Annotated in this window: 17 protein-coding genes; 3 read left to right on the top strand and 14 right to left on the bottom strand. The window is 38.2% G+C overall.

The features are described 5' to 3' along the window. Positions 1-6: 6 nt before the first annotated feature. The 4 genes from lipA to ACNKXS_RS09830 all read right to left on the bottom strand — a co-directional run bounded on the left by lipA (position 7) and on the right by ACNKXS_RS09830 (position 2839). Entirely contained in the window at positions 7-888 is an 882-nt protein-coding gene (lipA, locus tag ACNKXS_RS09845) for a lipoyl synthase (RefSeq protein ID WP_417920706.1), read from the bottom strand. A gap of 78 nt (positions 889-966) precedes the next feature. Beyond that, on the bottom strand, positions 967-1536 hold the full coding sequence (locus ACNKXS_RS09840) for an RNA polymerase sigma factor (RefSeq protein ID WP_417920705.1): 570 nt from the start codon (positions 1534-1536) through the stop codon (positions 967-969). Next, positions 1527-2627, bottom strand: coding sequence for a glycosyltransferase (locus ACNKXS_RS09835; RefSeq protein WP_417920704.1), 1101 nt, complete (start codon positions 2625-2627; stop codon positions 1527-1529). Before ACNKXS_RS09835 ends, ACNKXS_RS09840 begins: the two co-directional genes overlap by 10 nt. 5 nt (positions 2628-2632) lie before the next feature. Next, positions 2633-2839, bottom strand: coding sequence for a membrane or secreted protein (locus tag ACNKXS_RS09830; protein WP_141876946.1), 207 nt, complete (start codon positions 2837-2839; stop codon positions 2633-2635). 166 nt (positions 2840-3005) lie between these two features. Here ACNKXS_RS09830 and ACNKXS_RS09825 point away from each other — a divergent pair, with 166 nt between their 5' ends. After that, entirely contained in the window at positions 3006-3626 is a 621-nt protein-coding gene (locus tag ACNKXS_RS09825; protein ID WP_417920703.1) for a fasciclin domain-containing protein, read from the top strand. A gap of 48 nt (positions 3627-3674) precedes the next feature. Here ACNKXS_RS09825 and murB read toward each other — a convergent pair whose 3' ends face one another. From murB to ACNKXS_RS09810, 3 genes are all read right to left on the bottom strand, one after another. Continuing rightward, positions 3675-4691: a UDP-N-acetylmuramate dehydrogenase gene (murB, locus tag ACNKXS_RS09820; RefSeq protein ID WP_417920702.1), complete on the bottom strand. Its 1017-nt coding sequence runs from the start codon at positions 4689-4691 to the stop codon at positions 3675-3677. Then, the gene (locus ACNKXS_RS09815) at positions 4691-5887 is read right to left on the bottom strand and encodes a pyridoxal phosphate-dependent aminotransferase (RefSeq protein WP_417920701.1); all 1197 of its coding nucleotides are present in this window, start codon (positions 5885-5887) and stop codon (positions 4691-4693) included. The genes murB and ACNKXS_RS09815 overlap by 1 nt, the downstream gene beginning before the upstream one ends. Before the next feature lie 149 nt (positions 5888-6036). Next, positions 6037-6423 (bottom strand): DUF1573 domain-containing protein, encoded by a 387-nt coding sequence (locus ACNKXS_RS09810; protein ID WP_295178850.1) that lies wholly within the window; start codon positions 6421-6423, stop codon positions 6037-6039. A gap of 134 nt (positions 6424-6557) precedes the next feature. Here ACNKXS_RS09810 and ACNKXS_RS09805 point away from each other — a divergent pair, with 134 nt between their 5' ends. After that, positions 6558-9188, top strand: a complete 2631-nt coding sequence (locus ACNKXS_RS09805) for a valine--tRNA ligase (protein WP_417920700.1) — start codon at positions 6558-6560, stop codon at positions 9186-9188. A 59-nt stretch (positions 9189-9247) separates the two neighbouring features. On the opposite strand, the gene ACNKXS_RS09800 is transcribed toward ACNKXS_RS09805, so the two are convergent. The 6 genes from ACNKXS_RS09800 to rsfS all read right to left on the bottom strand — a co-directional run bounded on the left by ACNKXS_RS09800 (position 9248) and on the right by rsfS (position 14168). Beyond that, positions 9248-9502, bottom strand: coding sequence for an acyl-CoA-binding protein (locus ACNKXS_RS09800; protein WP_298246271.1), 255 nt, complete (start codon positions 9500-9502; stop codon positions 9248-9250). A gap of 22 nt (positions 9503-9524) precedes the next feature. Beyond that, on the bottom strand, positions 9525-10181 hold the full coding sequence (locus ACNKXS_RS09795) for a phosphatidylserine decarboxylase family protein (protein ID WP_417920699.1): 657 nt from the start codon (positions 10179-10181) through the stop codon (positions 9525-9527). After that, positions 10171-11007, bottom strand: coding sequence for a phosphatidate cytidylyltransferase (locus ACNKXS_RS09790; RefSeq protein ID WP_141876954.1), 837 nt, complete (start codon positions 11005-11007; stop codon positions 10171-10173). The genes ACNKXS_RS09795 and ACNKXS_RS09790 overlap by 11 nt, the downstream gene beginning before the upstream one ends. Before the next feature lie 3 nt (positions 11008-11010). Then, the gene (locus ACNKXS_RS09785) at positions 11011-11622 is read right to left on the bottom strand and encodes an LUD domain-containing protein (protein WP_295178860.1); all 612 of its coding nucleotides are present in this window, start codon (positions 11620-11622) and stop codon (positions 11011-11013) included. Positions 11623-11716: 94 nt separating this feature from the next. Further along, positions 11717-13774, bottom strand: coding sequence for an ATP-dependent zinc metalloprotease FtsH (gene ftsH, locus ACNKXS_RS09780; RefSeq protein ID WP_295178862.1), 2058 nt, complete (start codon positions 13772-13774; stop codon positions 11717-11719). 22 nt (positions 13775-13796) lie between these two features. Further along, the gene (gene rsfS, locus ACNKXS_RS09775; protein ID WP_141876957.1) at positions 13797-14168 is read right to left on the bottom strand and encodes a ribosome silencing factor; all 372 of its coding nucleotides are present in this window, start codon (positions 14166-14168) and stop codon (positions 13797-13799) included. 92 nt (positions 14169-14260) lie between these two features. Between rsfS and ACNKXS_RS09770 the strand changes: the two genes are divergently transcribed. Next, the gene (locus ACNKXS_RS09770; RefSeq protein ID WP_417920698.1) at positions 14261-14989 is read left to right on the top strand and encodes a biotin--[acetyl-CoA-carboxylase] ligase; all 729 of its coding nucleotides are present in this window, start codon (positions 14261-14263) and stop codon (positions 14987-14989) included. A gap of 33 nt (positions 14990-15022) precedes the next feature. Here ACNKXS_RS09770 and ACNKXS_RS09765 read toward each other — a convergent pair whose 3' ends face one another. Further along, the gene (locus tag ACNKXS_RS09765; protein WP_417920697.1) at positions 15023-15415 is read right to left on the bottom strand and encodes an SRPBCC family protein; all 393 of its coding nucleotides are present in this window, start codon (positions 15413-15415) and stop codon (positions 15023-15025) included.

The raw sequence follows: 15415 nt of genomic DNA, 5'->3' as shown, positions 1-15415 counted from the left end.
AACTCCTTAATTTATATGCTTTTGAGCCTTATAAGAAGATCTTACCAGGGCACTACTTTCAACATGTCTAAAACCTAGTTCGAGACCGTATTCTTCGTAACGCTTGAATTGATCTGGGGTGATAAATTGCTTTACAGGCAAATGCTTTTTACTTGGTTGAAGATACTGTCCAATAGTCACGACATCAACACCTGCACCGCGTAGATCTCTAAGAGTCTGAAATACTTCTTCTTCCTTTTCGCCAAGTCCTAGCATGATTCCCGATTTGGTTCTTCGAATTCCATTATCCTTAAGATACTTTAGAACTGCAAGGCTTCGGTCGTATTTCGCTTGTATACGAACTTCTCTGGTAAGACGCTTAACGGTTTCCATGTTGTGGGAAACTACTTCAGGGCTTACTTCGATAATACGATCTATGTTACGTTCATTTCCCTGAAAATCGGGAATTAAAGTTTCCAGTGTAGTTTCAGGATTCATTCTTCGAATCGCTTTGACAGTCTCTGCCCAGATAATTGAACCCATATCCTTAAGATCATCACGGTCCACGCTGGTCACTACCGCATGCTTGATCCCCATGATCTTGATAGATCTGGCAACCTTTTCAGGTTCATCCCAGTCTACAGTATCTGGTCGACCGGTTTTAACACCACAAAATCCACAGGACCTTGTACATACATTCCCAAGGATCATAAAAGTGGCGGTCCCTTCACTCCAGCATTCACCCATATTCGGGCAACTACCAGAGGTGCAAATAGTATGTAGATCGTATTTATCAACGAGGCTTCTTAACTCGGTATATTTCTTACCGGTAGGAAGTTTCACTCGTAACCACTTTGGTTTTGGAGTTCTTTGTGTTTTGGTTTTTACTGGAGCAACGTCTGTATTCATAGCAATAAATCTCTGTTTCAAAGATACAATAATAAGCTGAACTGCATAAATTAGACTCCCGCCGATTCTAATCCTTACTTAGCTCTTTCGGCTTTCAATAATAGCGGCGAGTAACTTCTTGGCACGCAGCAGTTTTACCTTAATATTGTTCATGGGTTCGTCCAGAAATTCTGCGATTTCTTTATATGATTTCTCCTGAAAGAATCTAAGATTGATGACTTCCTGGTAATGAGGTTTCAATTGCTTAATGTCAAAAAGTAATTGCTCTAGATTTTGCTCCTTGATAAGCTTATCCTCAATTCCCGGAGTATCATCTGCTATCTGGTAGACCTGGTCTTCATCCTGCATGGAAGTTTTAGATCTAATAGAAGCTTTTTTCTTCCTTATTTGATCTATATGGATATTCTTGGAGATCGCAATAAGCCAGGTGGCGAAGGAATAATTATCATCAAAAGTCTCTATACGATTAAAGGCTTTGGAAAAGGTTTGAATCGTGATATCTTCAGCTTCATACTCATTCTGGGTCTTTTTAAGCTGAAAACCATAAACATCTCCCCAGAACCTGTCTACCAGGTAATTGAATGCCGACTGACTTCCTTTCTTGGCTTCACTGATTTTCTCAGAGAGCTGACTGGGGTTTACTTCCACTGTCCTGGTTTTGAAATGAGATTGGAGCTAAATATAGCTAATTGGAAAAATATTAAAAATATATCTAAAAATGGATAGAACCAGATCACGTCCTTCTCATCTAGCTTTTCCGCAGCATTATAATAGACAATTCCGTCAAAGATCAACTTTATAAAAAGAATCGATAGTACCACGATAGGGTAGATCTGAAGGATTGAAAGTAGAATAAAAAGTAGCCAGAAAAGTAATCTTGCCGAGTAATATACGCCAAGCAGAACCCGGTGTTTCTGTTGGTATTGTTTAGCAGTAGAAACGTGTCTGCGTTTCTGTTTTGTCCATTCTGAAAAACTTTTTTTGGGAACACTTCGTGTGATTGAATTTTCAGAAAAACAGATGGCGGTATTTTCATGATTCGCAGCTTCATTAACGAATAGATCATCGTCGCCAGATTTTATGTGTAAATGACTCGCAAAGCCTTTCAATTCATAAAACCTCTCAGAGGTATATGCTAAATTACGACCAACGCCCATATAAGGTATTCCTAATTTTGCATAACTGAAATACTGAATAGCTGTTAAAAGTGTCTCGAATCTAATTAACTTATTGAGCAGTGATTTCTTTTGTTTGAAGTAGCCACCATATCCAAGAACGATCTCCTTGGTTGTAAAATGGTTTGTCATTTCTGTGATCCAGTCCTTAGATTGAGGAACACAATCGGCATCTGTAAATAATAAGTATTTGTTCGAAGCTTTTTTAATACCCAGCGTAAGGGCATATTTTTTATTCGCCCAGAATGCTTCAATATTCTGCACATTTACAATTTTTAATCTTGGATCTATATTCTGAAAATGCTCCATTACTTCCAGACTATTATCTGCGGAAGCATCATTAATAAGGATAAGTTCAAAATCTGGATGATTCTGTTCAAGAATTCCTGGTATAAAGTTCTGAAGGTTCTCTTCTTCATTCTTTGCACAAACAATTACTGAAACGGGAAGATTTAAAGCTTGTGACTTTTCCGAAGAAGCAGATGTAAATGAAAAAAAACTTAAGTTATAGAGGATATTGATTATACCGGTGAGTATAAACAGGCCAAATAAAATTATCTCCATTTAATCTAGGTAGTCTTGGCGGTATCTGAACAATTTTCCATTTCATCCGGCAACTTACCACAGAAACTACATGGTTCACCAGATTTATTAAGGTATGGATTCTGGCTCGCGCAGGTACCAGCGAACTTTCCATCTTTTTTACCCCAGATTTTAATTGCAATTCCTGCAAATGCAAGACCTAGCAGGACTAAACTGATTATAAATAGTTTCATAGACTTTGGATTCTGTTGCAAAAATAATAATAAAAACAGGCAACTGAAAATTGGTCGTATCATTAGTATATCGTTTACAATATTTAACTAAACTTTAATCGAATAAGTAGCGCTATCAGTTAATTCAGAGATATCTTGCAGCGTTAACCACGAAAAAAACTACAATATGAAATTTAAAATGTTATTTACAACTCTTGCACTTTCAGCAGTCGTTTTCACTTCTTGTGAAGATGGTAATAAAAAAGAGCAGGAAGAAAAAGAGAAAATGGAGCAAATGGAAGCTGAAGAAAGAGAGGCTGAAATGCAAGCTGAAAAGGAAATGCAGGAAATGCAATCCAACAGCATCGCATCAAAAGCTATGGCTACCGATACTTTAAGTACACTAGTATCTGCTCTACAAGCTGCTGATTTAGCAGAAATGATGAAGACAGAAGAAGGTCCTTTTACTGTATTCGCACCTAATAACGCTGCATTCTCTAAAGTAGATCAGGCAACACTAGAAAGCCTGATGATGGAAGAGAATAAAGATAAACTAGCTGGTGTTTTGAAATACCATGTAGTTGAAGGAGAAGTTATGGCTGCAGATCTTGTTAAAATGATTCAGGATAATGACGGAACTTATGCAGTTTCTACCGTTGGTGGAGGAGAGCTTACAGCATCTTTAGAAGGTGAGAATGTAATCCTTACTGATGAGAATGGAAATAAAGCGACTGTAGTACAGGCTGATGTTGATGCTTCTAACGGAGTTGTTCACATTATCGATGCAGTAGTGATGAAGAAAGCTTAATTCGACAACGAATTATAAAGAAAAAAGGAGCGCATTTGCGCTCCTTTTTTATTCAATAATATTGACTTCAGCTTCAAGGGGAACTCCAAACTTCTGAGAAACCTTATCCTGAATCATTTTAGCGAGCATTAAAATCTCTTCGCCAGTAGCTTCACCATAATTAACCAGAACCAATGCCTGGTTTTTATGAACACCGGCATCTCCATTACGGTAACCTTTCAGACCCGATTGATCAATGAGCCAGCCAGCAGGAATCTTTGTTTCATCATCAGATACATGATAAGAAGGTATATCAGGATGATCCCGCTGTAATTCTTCAAATTGATTCCTGGTGATCACAGGATTTTTAAAGAAACTACCACTATTTCCGATTTCCTTGGGATCGGGTAATTTTGATCGTCTAATAGTGATAACTGCATTCGAAATATCCTTGATTCCAGGGTTTTTTATTCCCGATTTCTCCAGTTCATTACGAATTGCTCCATAATCCAGATTTAACTGATGATCTTTTTTAGTTAGCCTGAAACGAACAGAGGTAATAATATAAAGACCTTTCAACTCATTCTTGAAAACTGAATTTCGATATCCAAAATTGCAGTCTTTACGAGTAAACTCTTTCTCTTCAAGTGTTTGAATATTTATCGCATGACAACTTACAAAGCTGTCTTTAAGTTCAACTCCATATGCGCCAATATTCTGGATCGGAGAGGTGCCTACATTGCCAGGAATAAGAGATAGATTCTCTAATCCTCCGAACCCTTTTTCTATAGTATGAAGTACTAATTCATGCCAGTTTTCTCCGGCAGCAACTTCCAGAATTACTTCATTTTCATTTTCTGATACGACCTCTATACCCTTTAGCGCAATATGAACTACCGTTTTATGAACATCCTCAGTAAGGAGCATGTTGCTTCCTCCCCCAAGAATAAATAATTCGGAAGAATAACTTTTTTTTAGAAGACGTCTCAGATCGTCAATGCTTGAAACCGATACAAATTTATCTGCCCGAACATCGATGCCGAAACTATTGTAATTCTTCAGTGAAAAGTTACGAATAACCCGCATTAAGCCTTATTGTTATACTGCTTTAACGCTTTCTCAAGAATTACCAGCGCACGCTCAAGATTTTCTTTTTTCAATACATACGCGATTCTAACCTGGTTAAGTCCGGTATTAGGAGTAGAGTAGAATCCTGCTGCCGGTGCAACCATGATGGTTTCATTGTCATCTTCAAAATCTTCCAGTAACCATTTTGCAAAATCATCTGCATTATCGATAGGAAGCTCGGCGATACAATAGAAAGCGCCTTTTGGGTTTGCAACCTTAACACCGTCAATTTTTTCCAATCCTTTTACAAGTAGATCTCTTCTAAAAGTATATTGCTCGATCACCTCGTCAAAATAGCTCTGTGGTGTATCCAGTGCAGCTTCACTTGCAATTTGGGCGAAAGTAGGTGGGCTTAGTCTTGCCTGAGCAAATTTCATGGCGGTAGTGATCACTTCAGTGTTCTTAGACACCAAGCAACCAATTCGTGCTCCACACATGCTATATCTCTTTGAAACTGAATCTACCATGATCGCATGGTTCGCCAGCTCAGGAATGCTCATAATTGAATGATGTTTTACACCATCATAAGCGAATTCACGATAAACCTCGTCTGAAACAATAAAAAGGTCGTGTTTTAGTGCAAGATCGGCAAGTTGTTGAATTTCTTCTTTTGTATATAGATATCCTGTTGGATTGCCAGGATTACATATAAGTATAGCTTTAGTTTTCTCAGTAATCAGTTTCTCAAATTCTGAAATAGGAGGTAATGCAAAACCATCTTCAATTTTGGACTGAATTGGTTTTATAGTTACTCCTGAAGCCGTTGCGAAACCATTATAGTTCGCATAAAATGGTTCTGGAATGATCACTTCATCACCCTGATCTGTGATGCTTCCCATTGTAAATAGAAGCGCTTCAGATCCTCCGGTGGTAATAATGATATCCTGCTTTTCAATAGGAAGAGAGGTGTTTTTGTAATAGGAAGCGAGCTTTTCACGATAACTCTCAAATCCAGCAGAATGACTGTAAGACAGTACTTCAATGTCATGATTTTTCACGGCATTAAGCGCTACCTCAGGAGTTTTGATATCAGGCTGGCCAATATTTAGCTGGTAAATAATTTTACCCTTTGCAGCGGCTGCTTCAGCATAAGGGACTAATTTTCTTATAGGTGATTCGGGCATTTGCTGCCCTTTATTTGAAATCTTCGGCATGATAGTTCTTTTATAGGTTTACAAAATTGCAAAAATAAAGCCTGAATCAAGAATAAACAATCCTGAATTATTCTGCTTAAGCAGTTAAATTTCAGCATAAAAAAGCCTCCTGTAAAGGAGGCCTAGGTATTTAATTTAAGAAGTTATGCTTAACTTTCTGTGTCATCTGTTATCTGACCCTTTATTTTCAATGCTTTTATCGGTTCTTCAGCATTCGAATAAACCGTAACAGTTTTCCTGATATGTCCAACTCTTTTAGTGTCATACTTTACTTCTATCTCACCCATTTCGCCAGGCATGATCGCCTTTTCAGGTTTCTTAGGAATCGTACAGCCACAGCTGGATTTCACATCTTCCACGATCAAAGGTTCGTCTCCTACATTCTTAAATTTGAAGACACGTACTCCATCGCTACCTTTTTTTATAATACCATAGTCGATCGTCTCAGACTCGAACTCGAATTTGGCCGAGTTTTGCGCCTGGGTAGTAGCAAATCCTGCCAGTACGAAAACTACGATTGCAATCAATTTTCTCATAATTCAGTTATTTAATCGGATTAGTAAATATAAGCTGAAATGCCTTAACTCTCAAAATTTTAATCATTTCAGCAGCTTTCATAATCCTTCATTAATAATTACTTTTGCCATTATTTCAAAAACCAGACCAAGAAATGGCAATTGCTTCACAATACAATGCGAAAAAAGTAGAGGATAAGTGGTATGACTACTGGATGAAGAATAACTACTTTCACTCTGAAGTAGACGAACGCGAACCTTATACGATAGTGATCCCGCCACCTAATGTTACGGGAGTTCTTCATATGGGACACATGCTGAACAATACCATTCAGGACGTGCTGGTTCGTAGAGCGAGATTGAAGGGCTATAATGCTTGCTGGGTGCCGGGTACAGATCATGCTTCCATCGCTACAGAGGCTAAAGTTGTAGCCAAATTGAAGGAGGAAGGTATTGATAAGAATGACCTAAGCCGTGATGAATTTCTACAACATGCCTGGGATTGGACTCATAAGCATGGTGGAATTATTCTACAGCAATTGAAACATCTTGGAGCTTCCTGTGACTGGCAGCGGACTAAGTTTACAATGGACGATAACATGTCTGCTTCAGTGATCAAAGTTTTTGTAGATCTATATGACAAAGGTCTTATTTACCGTGGTTACCGTATGGTGAACTGGGATCCTCAGGCAAAAACAACACTTTCAGACGAAGAAGTGAATTATGAAGAGCGTAATGGAAAGCTTTTCTATCTGAAATATAAAGTAGAAGGTAGCGATGATTATCTTACCATTGCTACGACAAGGCCGGAAACCATCCTTGGAGATACCGCAATTTGTATTAATCCTAACGACGAGCGTTTTGCACATCTTCGTGGCAAGAAAGCGATCGTACCAATTTGCAATCGAACTATTCCTATTATCGAGGATGAATATGTGGACATGGAATTTGGAACAGGATGTTTGAAAGTTACTCCTGCGCATGATGAGAACGATAAGAACCTGGGTGAGAAGCATAATCTGGATGTTATTGATATCCTGAACGATGATGCCACCCTGAACAATTATGGTTTACATTATGAGGGAAAGGATCGTTTCGTTGTTCGTGCAGAGATTGTAGAGGAGCTGGAGCTTTCTGGTAACCTTTCAAAAGTGGAAGATCACGTTAATAAAGTGGGAACCAGTGAAAGGACAGGTGCCGTGATCGAACCGAAACTTAGCGATCAATGGTTTCTGAAAATGAAAGAGATGGCAGAACCTGCTATCAAAGCTGTAGTAGGAGACGATATAAATTTGGTGCCAGAAAAGTTTTTGAACACTTACAAGCACTGGATGGAAAATGTTCGGGACTGGAATATTTCCCGTCAGTTGTGGTGGGGACAGCAAATTCCTGCTTTTTTCTACGGAAATGGAAAAGAGGATTTTGTAGTAGCTGAAACTGCTGAACTGGCACTGGAGAAAGCCAGGAAAGTTACTCAGAATGAATCACTACAAGCTGAAGATCTTACTCAGGACAAAGATGCCTTGGACACATGGTTCTCATCATGGTTATGGCCTATGAGTGTCTTTAACGGAATCCTGGAGCCGGAAAACAACGAGATTCAATATTACTATCCTACCAATGACCTGGTAACAGCGCCTGAGATTTTATTCTTCTGGGTAGCTCGTATGATCATGGCAGGTTATGAATACCGTGGAGAGAAACCTTTTAAAAATGTATATCTTACCGGAATAGTTAGGGATAAGCAGCGTCGCAAGATGTCTAAATCTTTAGGTAATTCACCAGATCCACTTGGTTTGATCGAGCAATACGGGGCAGATGGTGTTCGTGTTGGAATGCTATTGAGTTCTCCCGCCGGGAATGACCTTATGTTCGATGAAGATCTGTGTAAGCAGGGTAGTGCCTTTACAAATAAAATATGGAATGCTTTCAGACTCGTAAAAGGCTGGGAGATTTCAGAAGAAATAGAGCAACCAGAAACTGCGAAGAAAGCGATCGAGTGGTATAAAGCAAAATTTCAGCTTAGTCTTAGAGAGATCGAAGACCATTATTCTAAATACAGGATAAGTGATGCGCTTATGTCCACTTACAAGTTAATATGGGATGATTACTGTAGCTGGTTCCTTGAAATGGTGAAACCTGGTTACGGGGATCCAATAGATGCAGTTACTTACAACCAGATCATCGAAATACTTGAGGACAACTTAAAAATACTCCATCCATTTATGCCATTCGTTTCTGAAGAGATCTGGCAAACTATTACTGAAAGATCTTCAGAAGAAGCATTGATCATTGCAAAATGGCCGGAACAAACTTCATTTGATGAAACTATCATCAAGGAGTTCGCGCATGCCTCTGAAGTGATTGCAGGAGTAAGAAAGATTAGAAAGGACAAGAATATTGCCTTTAAAAATCAGATAGAATTAATGGCAATGAATAATGAGAATATCAGCAATAGCTTTGATTCTGTTATTTCAAAAATGGGTAATATCTCCAGTTATAATTACGTAACTGAAGCTGCTGTAGGTGCTTTGTCCTTTAGAGTACGAAGCAACGAATACTATATACCTATTGTTGGCGCGATCGATGTAGATGCTGAAAAGGCCAAGATCCAGGAGGAATTATGTTATACTGAAGGTTTTCTGAAATCTGTAGATAAGAAATTATCCAACAAAAGATTTGTAGACAATGCGCCAGAAAAAGTGGTAGCTATAGAAAAGGCTAAAAAAGCAGATGCAGAAGCTAAAATCGAAGCGTTGAAAGCCAGTCTCAAAAACTTGAGCTAGATTTAAACAAATTAAGCAATAAAAAAGAGGATCATGTGATCCTCTTTTTTTGTTTTATACTAGTTGATCTTACCTATATATTCTTCAACCAGTTCTATATATCTATCTTCTGCTTCCTTCTTGCTAAGTTTTCTTACCTGTACCAAAGCATTGATCTTAAAAGCGCTTCTTAGATCGCCCTGATTGCCTGGTGGAATATAGAAACCATTCCTTTCCGTTGCACGCTTGTAAAGTGCGTAGAAATGTAGCATAACATCTGGAGGAAACTGTTCCTCAGTCTTACTGGCCATTTCATAGGCTTTAAGAAATTTCATATTTTCTTCTGCCATGGTGTGGTTATGATACAACATCAGCAATTACGCTCACGCCGCCTTTTACTTTGTCATTAATTCCAACCCTAACCTTGGTCCCAATAGGTAAGAATACATCTACGCGGCTACCAAATTTGATAAAGCCACTATCACTTCCCTGAACTACTTCAGTTCCCTCTTCAGCATAATTTACAATACGTTTAGCAAGTGCTCCCGCAATTTGTCTATATAGAACTTCTCCAGCAACCTCATTTTCTACAACGACAGTAGTCCTTTCATTTTCTTCGCTGGATTTAGGATGCCACGCGACAAGAAATTTACCAGGATGATACTTGCTGAATTTCACTTTTCCTCCCACCGGGTGACGGGTAACATGCACGTTCAATGGCGACATGAAAATTGAAACCTGTAATCTTTTATCTTTAAAGTATTCCTTTTCAAAAACCTCTTCAATTACTACAACTTTCCCATCAACAGGAGAAACTACATGTTCGTTGTTATGAATTGTAGGTCTCTTGGGATTTCTGAAGAACTGAACGATCAATAAAAAGAAAAGTACTGAGGCTACAAGGATGGCAAATTTCAACCAGTAAAGGTCAATTAAGCTATAAGTTACCACGTTGATCGCAATTAGGATCAGCGCAGTCAATATCATTATTTTGTATCCTTCTTTATGAAACATAATTCAATATATATAAATATGCATAGACGAATGGGCTTGCAAATATAATACTATCCAGCCTGTCAAACAATCCACCGTGACCAGGCATCAATTTTCCGCTATCTTTTACGCCAGCCTGTCTCTTAAATTTTGACTGGATTAAATCTCCTAATGTACCGAAAATGCTCAGTATGATAGCCATTCCTAACCATATGAGCGGTGTGTTAAACTTGCTGAAATCAGAGAGAGTTGTGGGAAACAACGGGCTATAGTACCATATCGCGTAACTCATAAGGCAGCTAAATACGAGTCCACCTAGGAATCCTTCAACCGTTTTATTCGGACTGATTTTTTCATAAAGCTTATGTTTTCCGAAGTTTTTACCTACAAGATATGCGAAAGTATCGTTGGTCCATATCAAAAAGAATATTCCTATAACCAGCTTCGGAATAAATACACCTTCTATCGTAGGAATGAGAGTGAGGAAGATCGTAGAGGAAATAAGGTAAAAGATAATGATGATATATTTCTTCTTTTCGAAAACAGGAATTTTTTTAACGATGATAAGATCCTTGACCAGAAATAGGTTCACAAAAATCGTAATGAACAGTAACATTACGGTGGCATCCTGGTTAAACTTAAGAAAACTAAATAGATAGAACAGTACCGCCTGTAAAATGAACAAAGCGTAGCTTTTGAGTCGGAGTAGTTTTTGCATCTCAACCAGGCAAACCAGGCTCAATAGGTAAAAAAGAATTATAAATATTAATTCTGAAGAGAGTATCGAAGCAACCAAAATGGCTGTATACAATAGTCCTGATACAGTACGTATAATGGTTTCCTTCATAAATTACAGATCTTCCAGCAGTAGCAAGTATAAGTTCTTCGTACTACTTCCGTAACTCATGAAATCACCTTCTTTTTGAGTTTCAAAATTCTTTATAGTAGTAATGTTTGAAGGGATTTGCTGCTTGTTTTTAAATTTAATACCTCTTAGTCCTTCTCCTATAGTGTCAATTAGCTGACTTGTACTCGAAAGGATGATGAAATTAGCAGGAAGGTCGTGAAGTTTTCTTTCCTTGATCTGGTTGGATGATATTAGAATCGAACCATCGTTGGCAACAAGAAATTCACAAGTTGAAAGATAGAATTCTGCTTTTGCCGAATGATTGAATTCGAGGTTGAAACCTTTGAACTTTTCCTTAAGGTTATCATCAAAGCAACAGCATTCTGTTTCGTACCAATCGTTTTCAAGGAGAATATTATCGAAAGCTTCCTGTACTTCAGTTTCATCAATGCAGTATAAGAATTTCCCCCCGTTATTTTTAAAATTGAGCATAAAACGCTCATCAGTAGGTAATTTTACCTCTGGCATATATTTCCCGCGGTCTGCTTTCTCAGGTGTGTCCTGATCCTGCTCTGCTCTCGCCTTGGGATTAAGAAACCTTTTGAATAGATTCATGGGATTGGGTTCTGATTCTTAGACATTTTATCAAAGTTAAAAAATCTGAAATTAACCCTTGTTTAATTTCAGATTTTTTAGCTATAGTTCTACACTACTTATTAACCGAATCGGGATCGAGTTGATCATTCGGTTTTGAAGCTGAATCATTGGAGCTAATAGTTTCGTTTGAAACATCGTTCCCCTCTGGAAGTGTGTTGGTTTCCTTAACCGGTTTTCCAATTGGCTCTTCTCTTTCGTAAGGTCTTTTTCCGAAGATCTTTTCAAGATCATCCTTAAAGATCACTTCCTTGTCAAGAAGAATATCGGCCAGTTGAGAAAGCTTATCCTTGTGAAGTTCCAAAAGATCAATTGCACGTTTATATTGTTCTTCAATAAGATTTGAAATTTCCTTATCAATTAATTCGGAAGTTTTCTCACTATATGGCTTTGTAAAGTTGTATTCACCCTGTCCTGAACTATCGTAATAGGTAAGATTTCCAACAGCATCATTCAAACCGTAAATGGTTACCATTGCTCTCGCTTGTTTTGTAACTTTTTCAAGATCACTGAGTGCTCCGGTAGAAATTTTGTTGAAAATAACTTTCTCTGCGGCACGACCACCAAGAGCAGCACACATTTCATCCAGCATTTGCTCTGGACGAACGATTAAACGTTCTTCCGGTAAATACCATGCAGCTCCAAGAGATTGTCCACGGGGGACGATAGTAACTTTAACCAGCGGGGCAGCATGTTCTAACATCCAGCTCACTGTTGCGTGACCAGCTTCGTGGAATGCAATAGCTTTCTTCTCACTAGGAGTGATGATTTTATTCTTTTTCTCTAAACCACCTACGATTCTATCAACAGCATCCAGAAAATCCTGTTTACCTACTGCTTTGTTTCCTTTACGAGCAGCGATTAAGGCCGCTTCGTTACAAACATTCGCAATATCTGCTCCAGAGAATCCAGGGGTCTGCTTAGCTAGAAATTCAGTATCAAGTTCATCTGCAACTCTTTTTAAAGGAGCTAAATGAACTTCGAATATTTCTTTTCTTTCGTTTAAATCTGGAAGGTCTACATAGATCTGTCTGTCAAATCTCCCTGCACGCATTAATGCTTTATCAAGAACATCTGCACGGTTGGTTGCAGCGATGACGATAACATTTGTATTCGTTCCAAAACCATCCATTTCAGTTAAAAGCTGGTTCAAGGTGTTTTCTCTTTCGTCATTAGAACCGGAGAAATTGCTTTTACCTCTTGCTCTACCTATAGCATCGATCTCATCTATAAAAATAATAGAAGGAGACTTTTCTTTAGCCTGTTTGAATAGGTCACGTACCCTGGAAGCACCAACACCCACGAACATTTCTACGAAATCTGAACCAGATAAAGAGAAGAAAGGAACTTTCGCTTCACCGGCAACGGCTTTAGCTAATAAGGTCTTTCCTGTTCCAGGAGGTCCTACTAGTAAAGCTCCCTTTGGAATTTTACCTCCTAATGCTGTATATTTCTCTGGTTGCTTAAGAAAATCTACAATTTCCTGTACTTCTTCCTTCGCACCTTCAAGACCTGCAACATCTTTGAAAGAAGTTTTAACGTCTGTGTTCTGATCGAATAATTTTGCTTTGGACTTTCCTATGTTGAAGATCTGTCCACCAGCTCCGCCACCACCTCCGGCGCTCATCTTTCTCATGATAAATATCCATACACCAATAATCAAGATGAATGGAAGGAGAGTAAGGAAAAGATCGCCCAGAATATCGCTGCTCGTATCGTAAGTAACTACCGTCGTTAAATTGTTCTCGTTTTTGATCTCATCGATGTCGTCTTCAAAATTCTGAAGATCACCAAACTGAAAGGAATAAACCGGAGAATCTCCGCTCGAAAACAGGTCTGGATCGATGTTTTTCTTGTGTATTTCTTTCTCTTTTGCTTCCTGAGTAAGAAACACATGCGCTTGATTACGGTTGATGATCTCAACTCTCTCTACATCACCGTTTTTAAGATATTCTTTAAATTCTGCTGGGTTTGTTTTTGCAGGTTCAGAGAAGCCGCCGTTCCCGAACAAATTGAGACCAAGAAATATTATAATGATCGCAGCATAAATCCAGTAAGCACTGAATTTAGGTTTTCTGGGATCGAGTTTTTTCTTCGCTTTTTGATTCGCCATTATGTCTTGCTAAAAATTAAATTTAATAACTTGTTTGGATAGAAGTGATTTTCGCGTCTCCCCAAAGGCTTTCAATATCGTAAAATTCCCGGATATGCTTCTGGAAAACATGTACAACAACGTTGACGTAGTCCATTAGCACCCATTCGGCATTCTCGCTACCTTCGATGTGCCAGGGTTTATCCTTTAATTCTTTACTAACCGTTTTTTGTATGGAATTGACTATGGCGTTAACCTGTGTGTTTGAAGTACCGTTACAGATTATAAAGTAGTCGCAAACTGTGTTTTCAATTTCTCTAAGATCAAGGATATCAATGTCATTACCCTTTACTTCCTCAATCCCTTTAATAATATGTGCAATAAGTTGATCGCTGTTTTTTTCCTTTTCTGACATTAATTTGATTTATTTATGCAAATTTATCATTTTTTGCTCTTTTCGAAGAGATTCTTACAGAAGATTTAACGCCTATATCTCTTATAACTATCATGCGTATAATCAAAGTTGATGCCATTGACTCTACCAACACTTTCGTGCGTAAGTTCTATGACAATAAAGGTCATTTTGAACCTGTGTGCGTGAGTGCAGCTCATCAAACAAACGGCAGGGGGCAGAGAGGTGCGAACTGGGATGTGCAACCCGGTCATAATCTCACTTTTAGTATACTTTACCCACAACGGGAGCTCAATATATCGAGATATTTCACTCTCAATATCTGTATATCCCTGGCTATTTTAGAGGTTCTTAGATCTAAAAATATACCATATCTTAAGGTTAAGTGGCCTAACGACATTATGTCACAAAGAAAAAAATTGGGTGGAATTCTGATCGAAAATATTGTCAAGACCGAAGGTATTGTAGCAAGCATCATCGGGATTGGAGTTAATGTGAATCAGACCAACTTTAATAATCTGCCCCAGGCAACTTCTCTAAAGAACGTCACCGGTATGCACTGGAATGTTGATGAACTGCTTCACGAGCTTTGCGAAACTCTTGATCTTCAATTGAAGGCATTAAATAAAATGAGTACAGAAGAGCTTATGTATGAGTATCAGCAGAACTTATTCCGAAAGGATATCATTTCCACGTTTGAAGCTAATGAATCCAGATTTAACGGCATTATAAGAGGGATTACTTCCGAAGGAAAATTGAAAGTAGAGCAGGAAGAAGATTTATTGCAAACTTATGATCTTAAGGAGATTAAATTGCTGTATTAAAAAAGCCGGATTTGAATCCGGCTTTTGTAAAGTTTAGAGCTTACCAATATTCTCCGTAAGAGAATTGATGAACTTCTGCAGCGGGCCTTTGATCATCATTCCCATCATCGCATTAAATTTTCCTACAAAATCCATATGCACTTCACTGCTGTTTTCCCCAGCAGAAGTAATATGGGTATTTAAGCTAAATGGAAACTTATCTGAAGTAGATCCAAGAACAACTAATTCCGGTTCCTTTGTTTCTGTGATCTTCAGTTTAATTTCTGGCATACCTTTCAATTGAAAAATAAAGGTATCTTCAGCAGTAACTACAAACTTTTCCTTGCTCTTAGGCATGATTTCCTCGTAATTCTCAACGTTAGTCAGGAAATCGAACATTTCCTGCTGACTTTTATTCGCTTGTACTTTTTGACTTTCTAATTTCAT

The sequence above is a fragment of the Christiangramia marina genome, from assembly GCF_048285865.1.
In the GTDB taxonomy this organism is placed as follows: domain Bacteria; phylum Bacteroidota; class Bacteroidia; order Flavobacteriales; family Flavobacteriaceae; genus Christiangramia; species Christiangramia marina.
This window is presented reverse-complemented; position numbering and strand designations above follow the sequence as displayed.

What these genes read in the sequence shown, in the direction of transcription:
- lipA (WP_417920706.1), bottom strand. Translation starts at nt 888, where the DNA reads ATGAATACAGACGTTGCTCCAGTAAAAACCAAAACACAAAGAACTCCA.
- ACNKXS_RS09835 (WP_417920704.1), bottom strand. Translation starts at nt 2,627, where the DNA reads ATGGAGATAATTTTATTTGGCCTGTTTATACTCACCGGTATAATCAAT.
- ACNKXS_RS09830 (WP_141876946.1), bottom strand. Translation starts at nt 2,839, where the DNA reads ATGAAACTATTTATAATCAGTTTAGTCCTGCTAGGTCTTGCATTTGCA.
- ACNKXS_RS09825 (WP_417920703.1), top strand. Translation starts at nt 3,006, where the DNA reads ATGAAATTTAAAATGTTATTTACAACTCTTGCACTTTCAGCAGTCGTT.
- murB (WP_417920702.1), bottom strand. Translation starts at nt 4,691, where the DNA reads ATGCGGGTTATTCGTAACTTTTCACTGAAGAATTACAATAGTTTCGGC.
- ACNKXS_RS09815 (WP_417920701.1), bottom strand. Translation starts at nt 5,887, where the DNA reads ATGCCGAAGATTTCAAATAAAGGGCAGCAAATGCCCGAATCACCTATA.
- ACNKXS_RS09810 (WP_295178850.1), bottom strand. Translation starts at nt 6,423, where the DNA reads ATGAGAAAATTGATTGCAATCGTAGTTTTCGTACTGGCAGGATTTGCT.
- ACNKXS_RS09805 (WP_417920700.1), top strand. Translation starts at nt 6,558, where the DNA reads ATGGCAATTGCTTCACAATACAATGCGAAAAAAGTAGAGGATAAGTGG.
- ACNKXS_RS09800 (WP_298246271.1), bottom strand. Translation starts at nt 9,502, where the DNA reads ATGAAATTTCTTAAAGCCTATGAAATGGCCAGTAAGACTGAGGAACAG.
- ACNKXS_RS09795 (WP_417920699.1), bottom strand. Translation starts at nt 10,181, where the DNA reads ATGTTTCATAAAGAAGGATACAAAATAATGATATTGACTGCGCTGATC.
- ACNKXS_RS09790 (WP_141876954.1), bottom strand. Translation starts at nt 11,007, where the DNA reads ATGAAGGAAACCATTATACGTACTGTATCAGGACTATTGTATACAGCC.
- ACNKXS_RS09785 (WP_295178860.1), bottom strand. Translation starts at nt 11,622, where the DNA reads ATGAATCTATTCAAAAGGTTTCTTAATCCCAAGGCGAGAGCAGAGCAG.
- ftsH (WP_295178862.1), bottom strand. Translation starts at nt 13,774, where the DNA reads ATGGCGAATCAAAAAGCGAAGAAAAAACTCGATCCCAGAAAACCTAAA.
- rsfS (WP_141876957.1), bottom strand. Translation starts at nt 14,168, where the DNA reads ATGTCAGAAAAGGAAAAAAACAGCGATCAACTTATTGCACATATTATT.
- ACNKXS_RS09770 (WP_417920698.1), top strand. Translation starts at nt 14,261, where the DNA reads ATGCGTATAATCAAAGTTGATGCCATTGACTCTACCAACACTTTCGTG.
- ACNKXS_RS09765 (WP_417920697.1), bottom strand. Translation starts at nt 15,415, where the DNA reads ATGAAATTAGAAAGTCAAAAAGTACAAGCGAATAAAAGTCAGCAGGAA.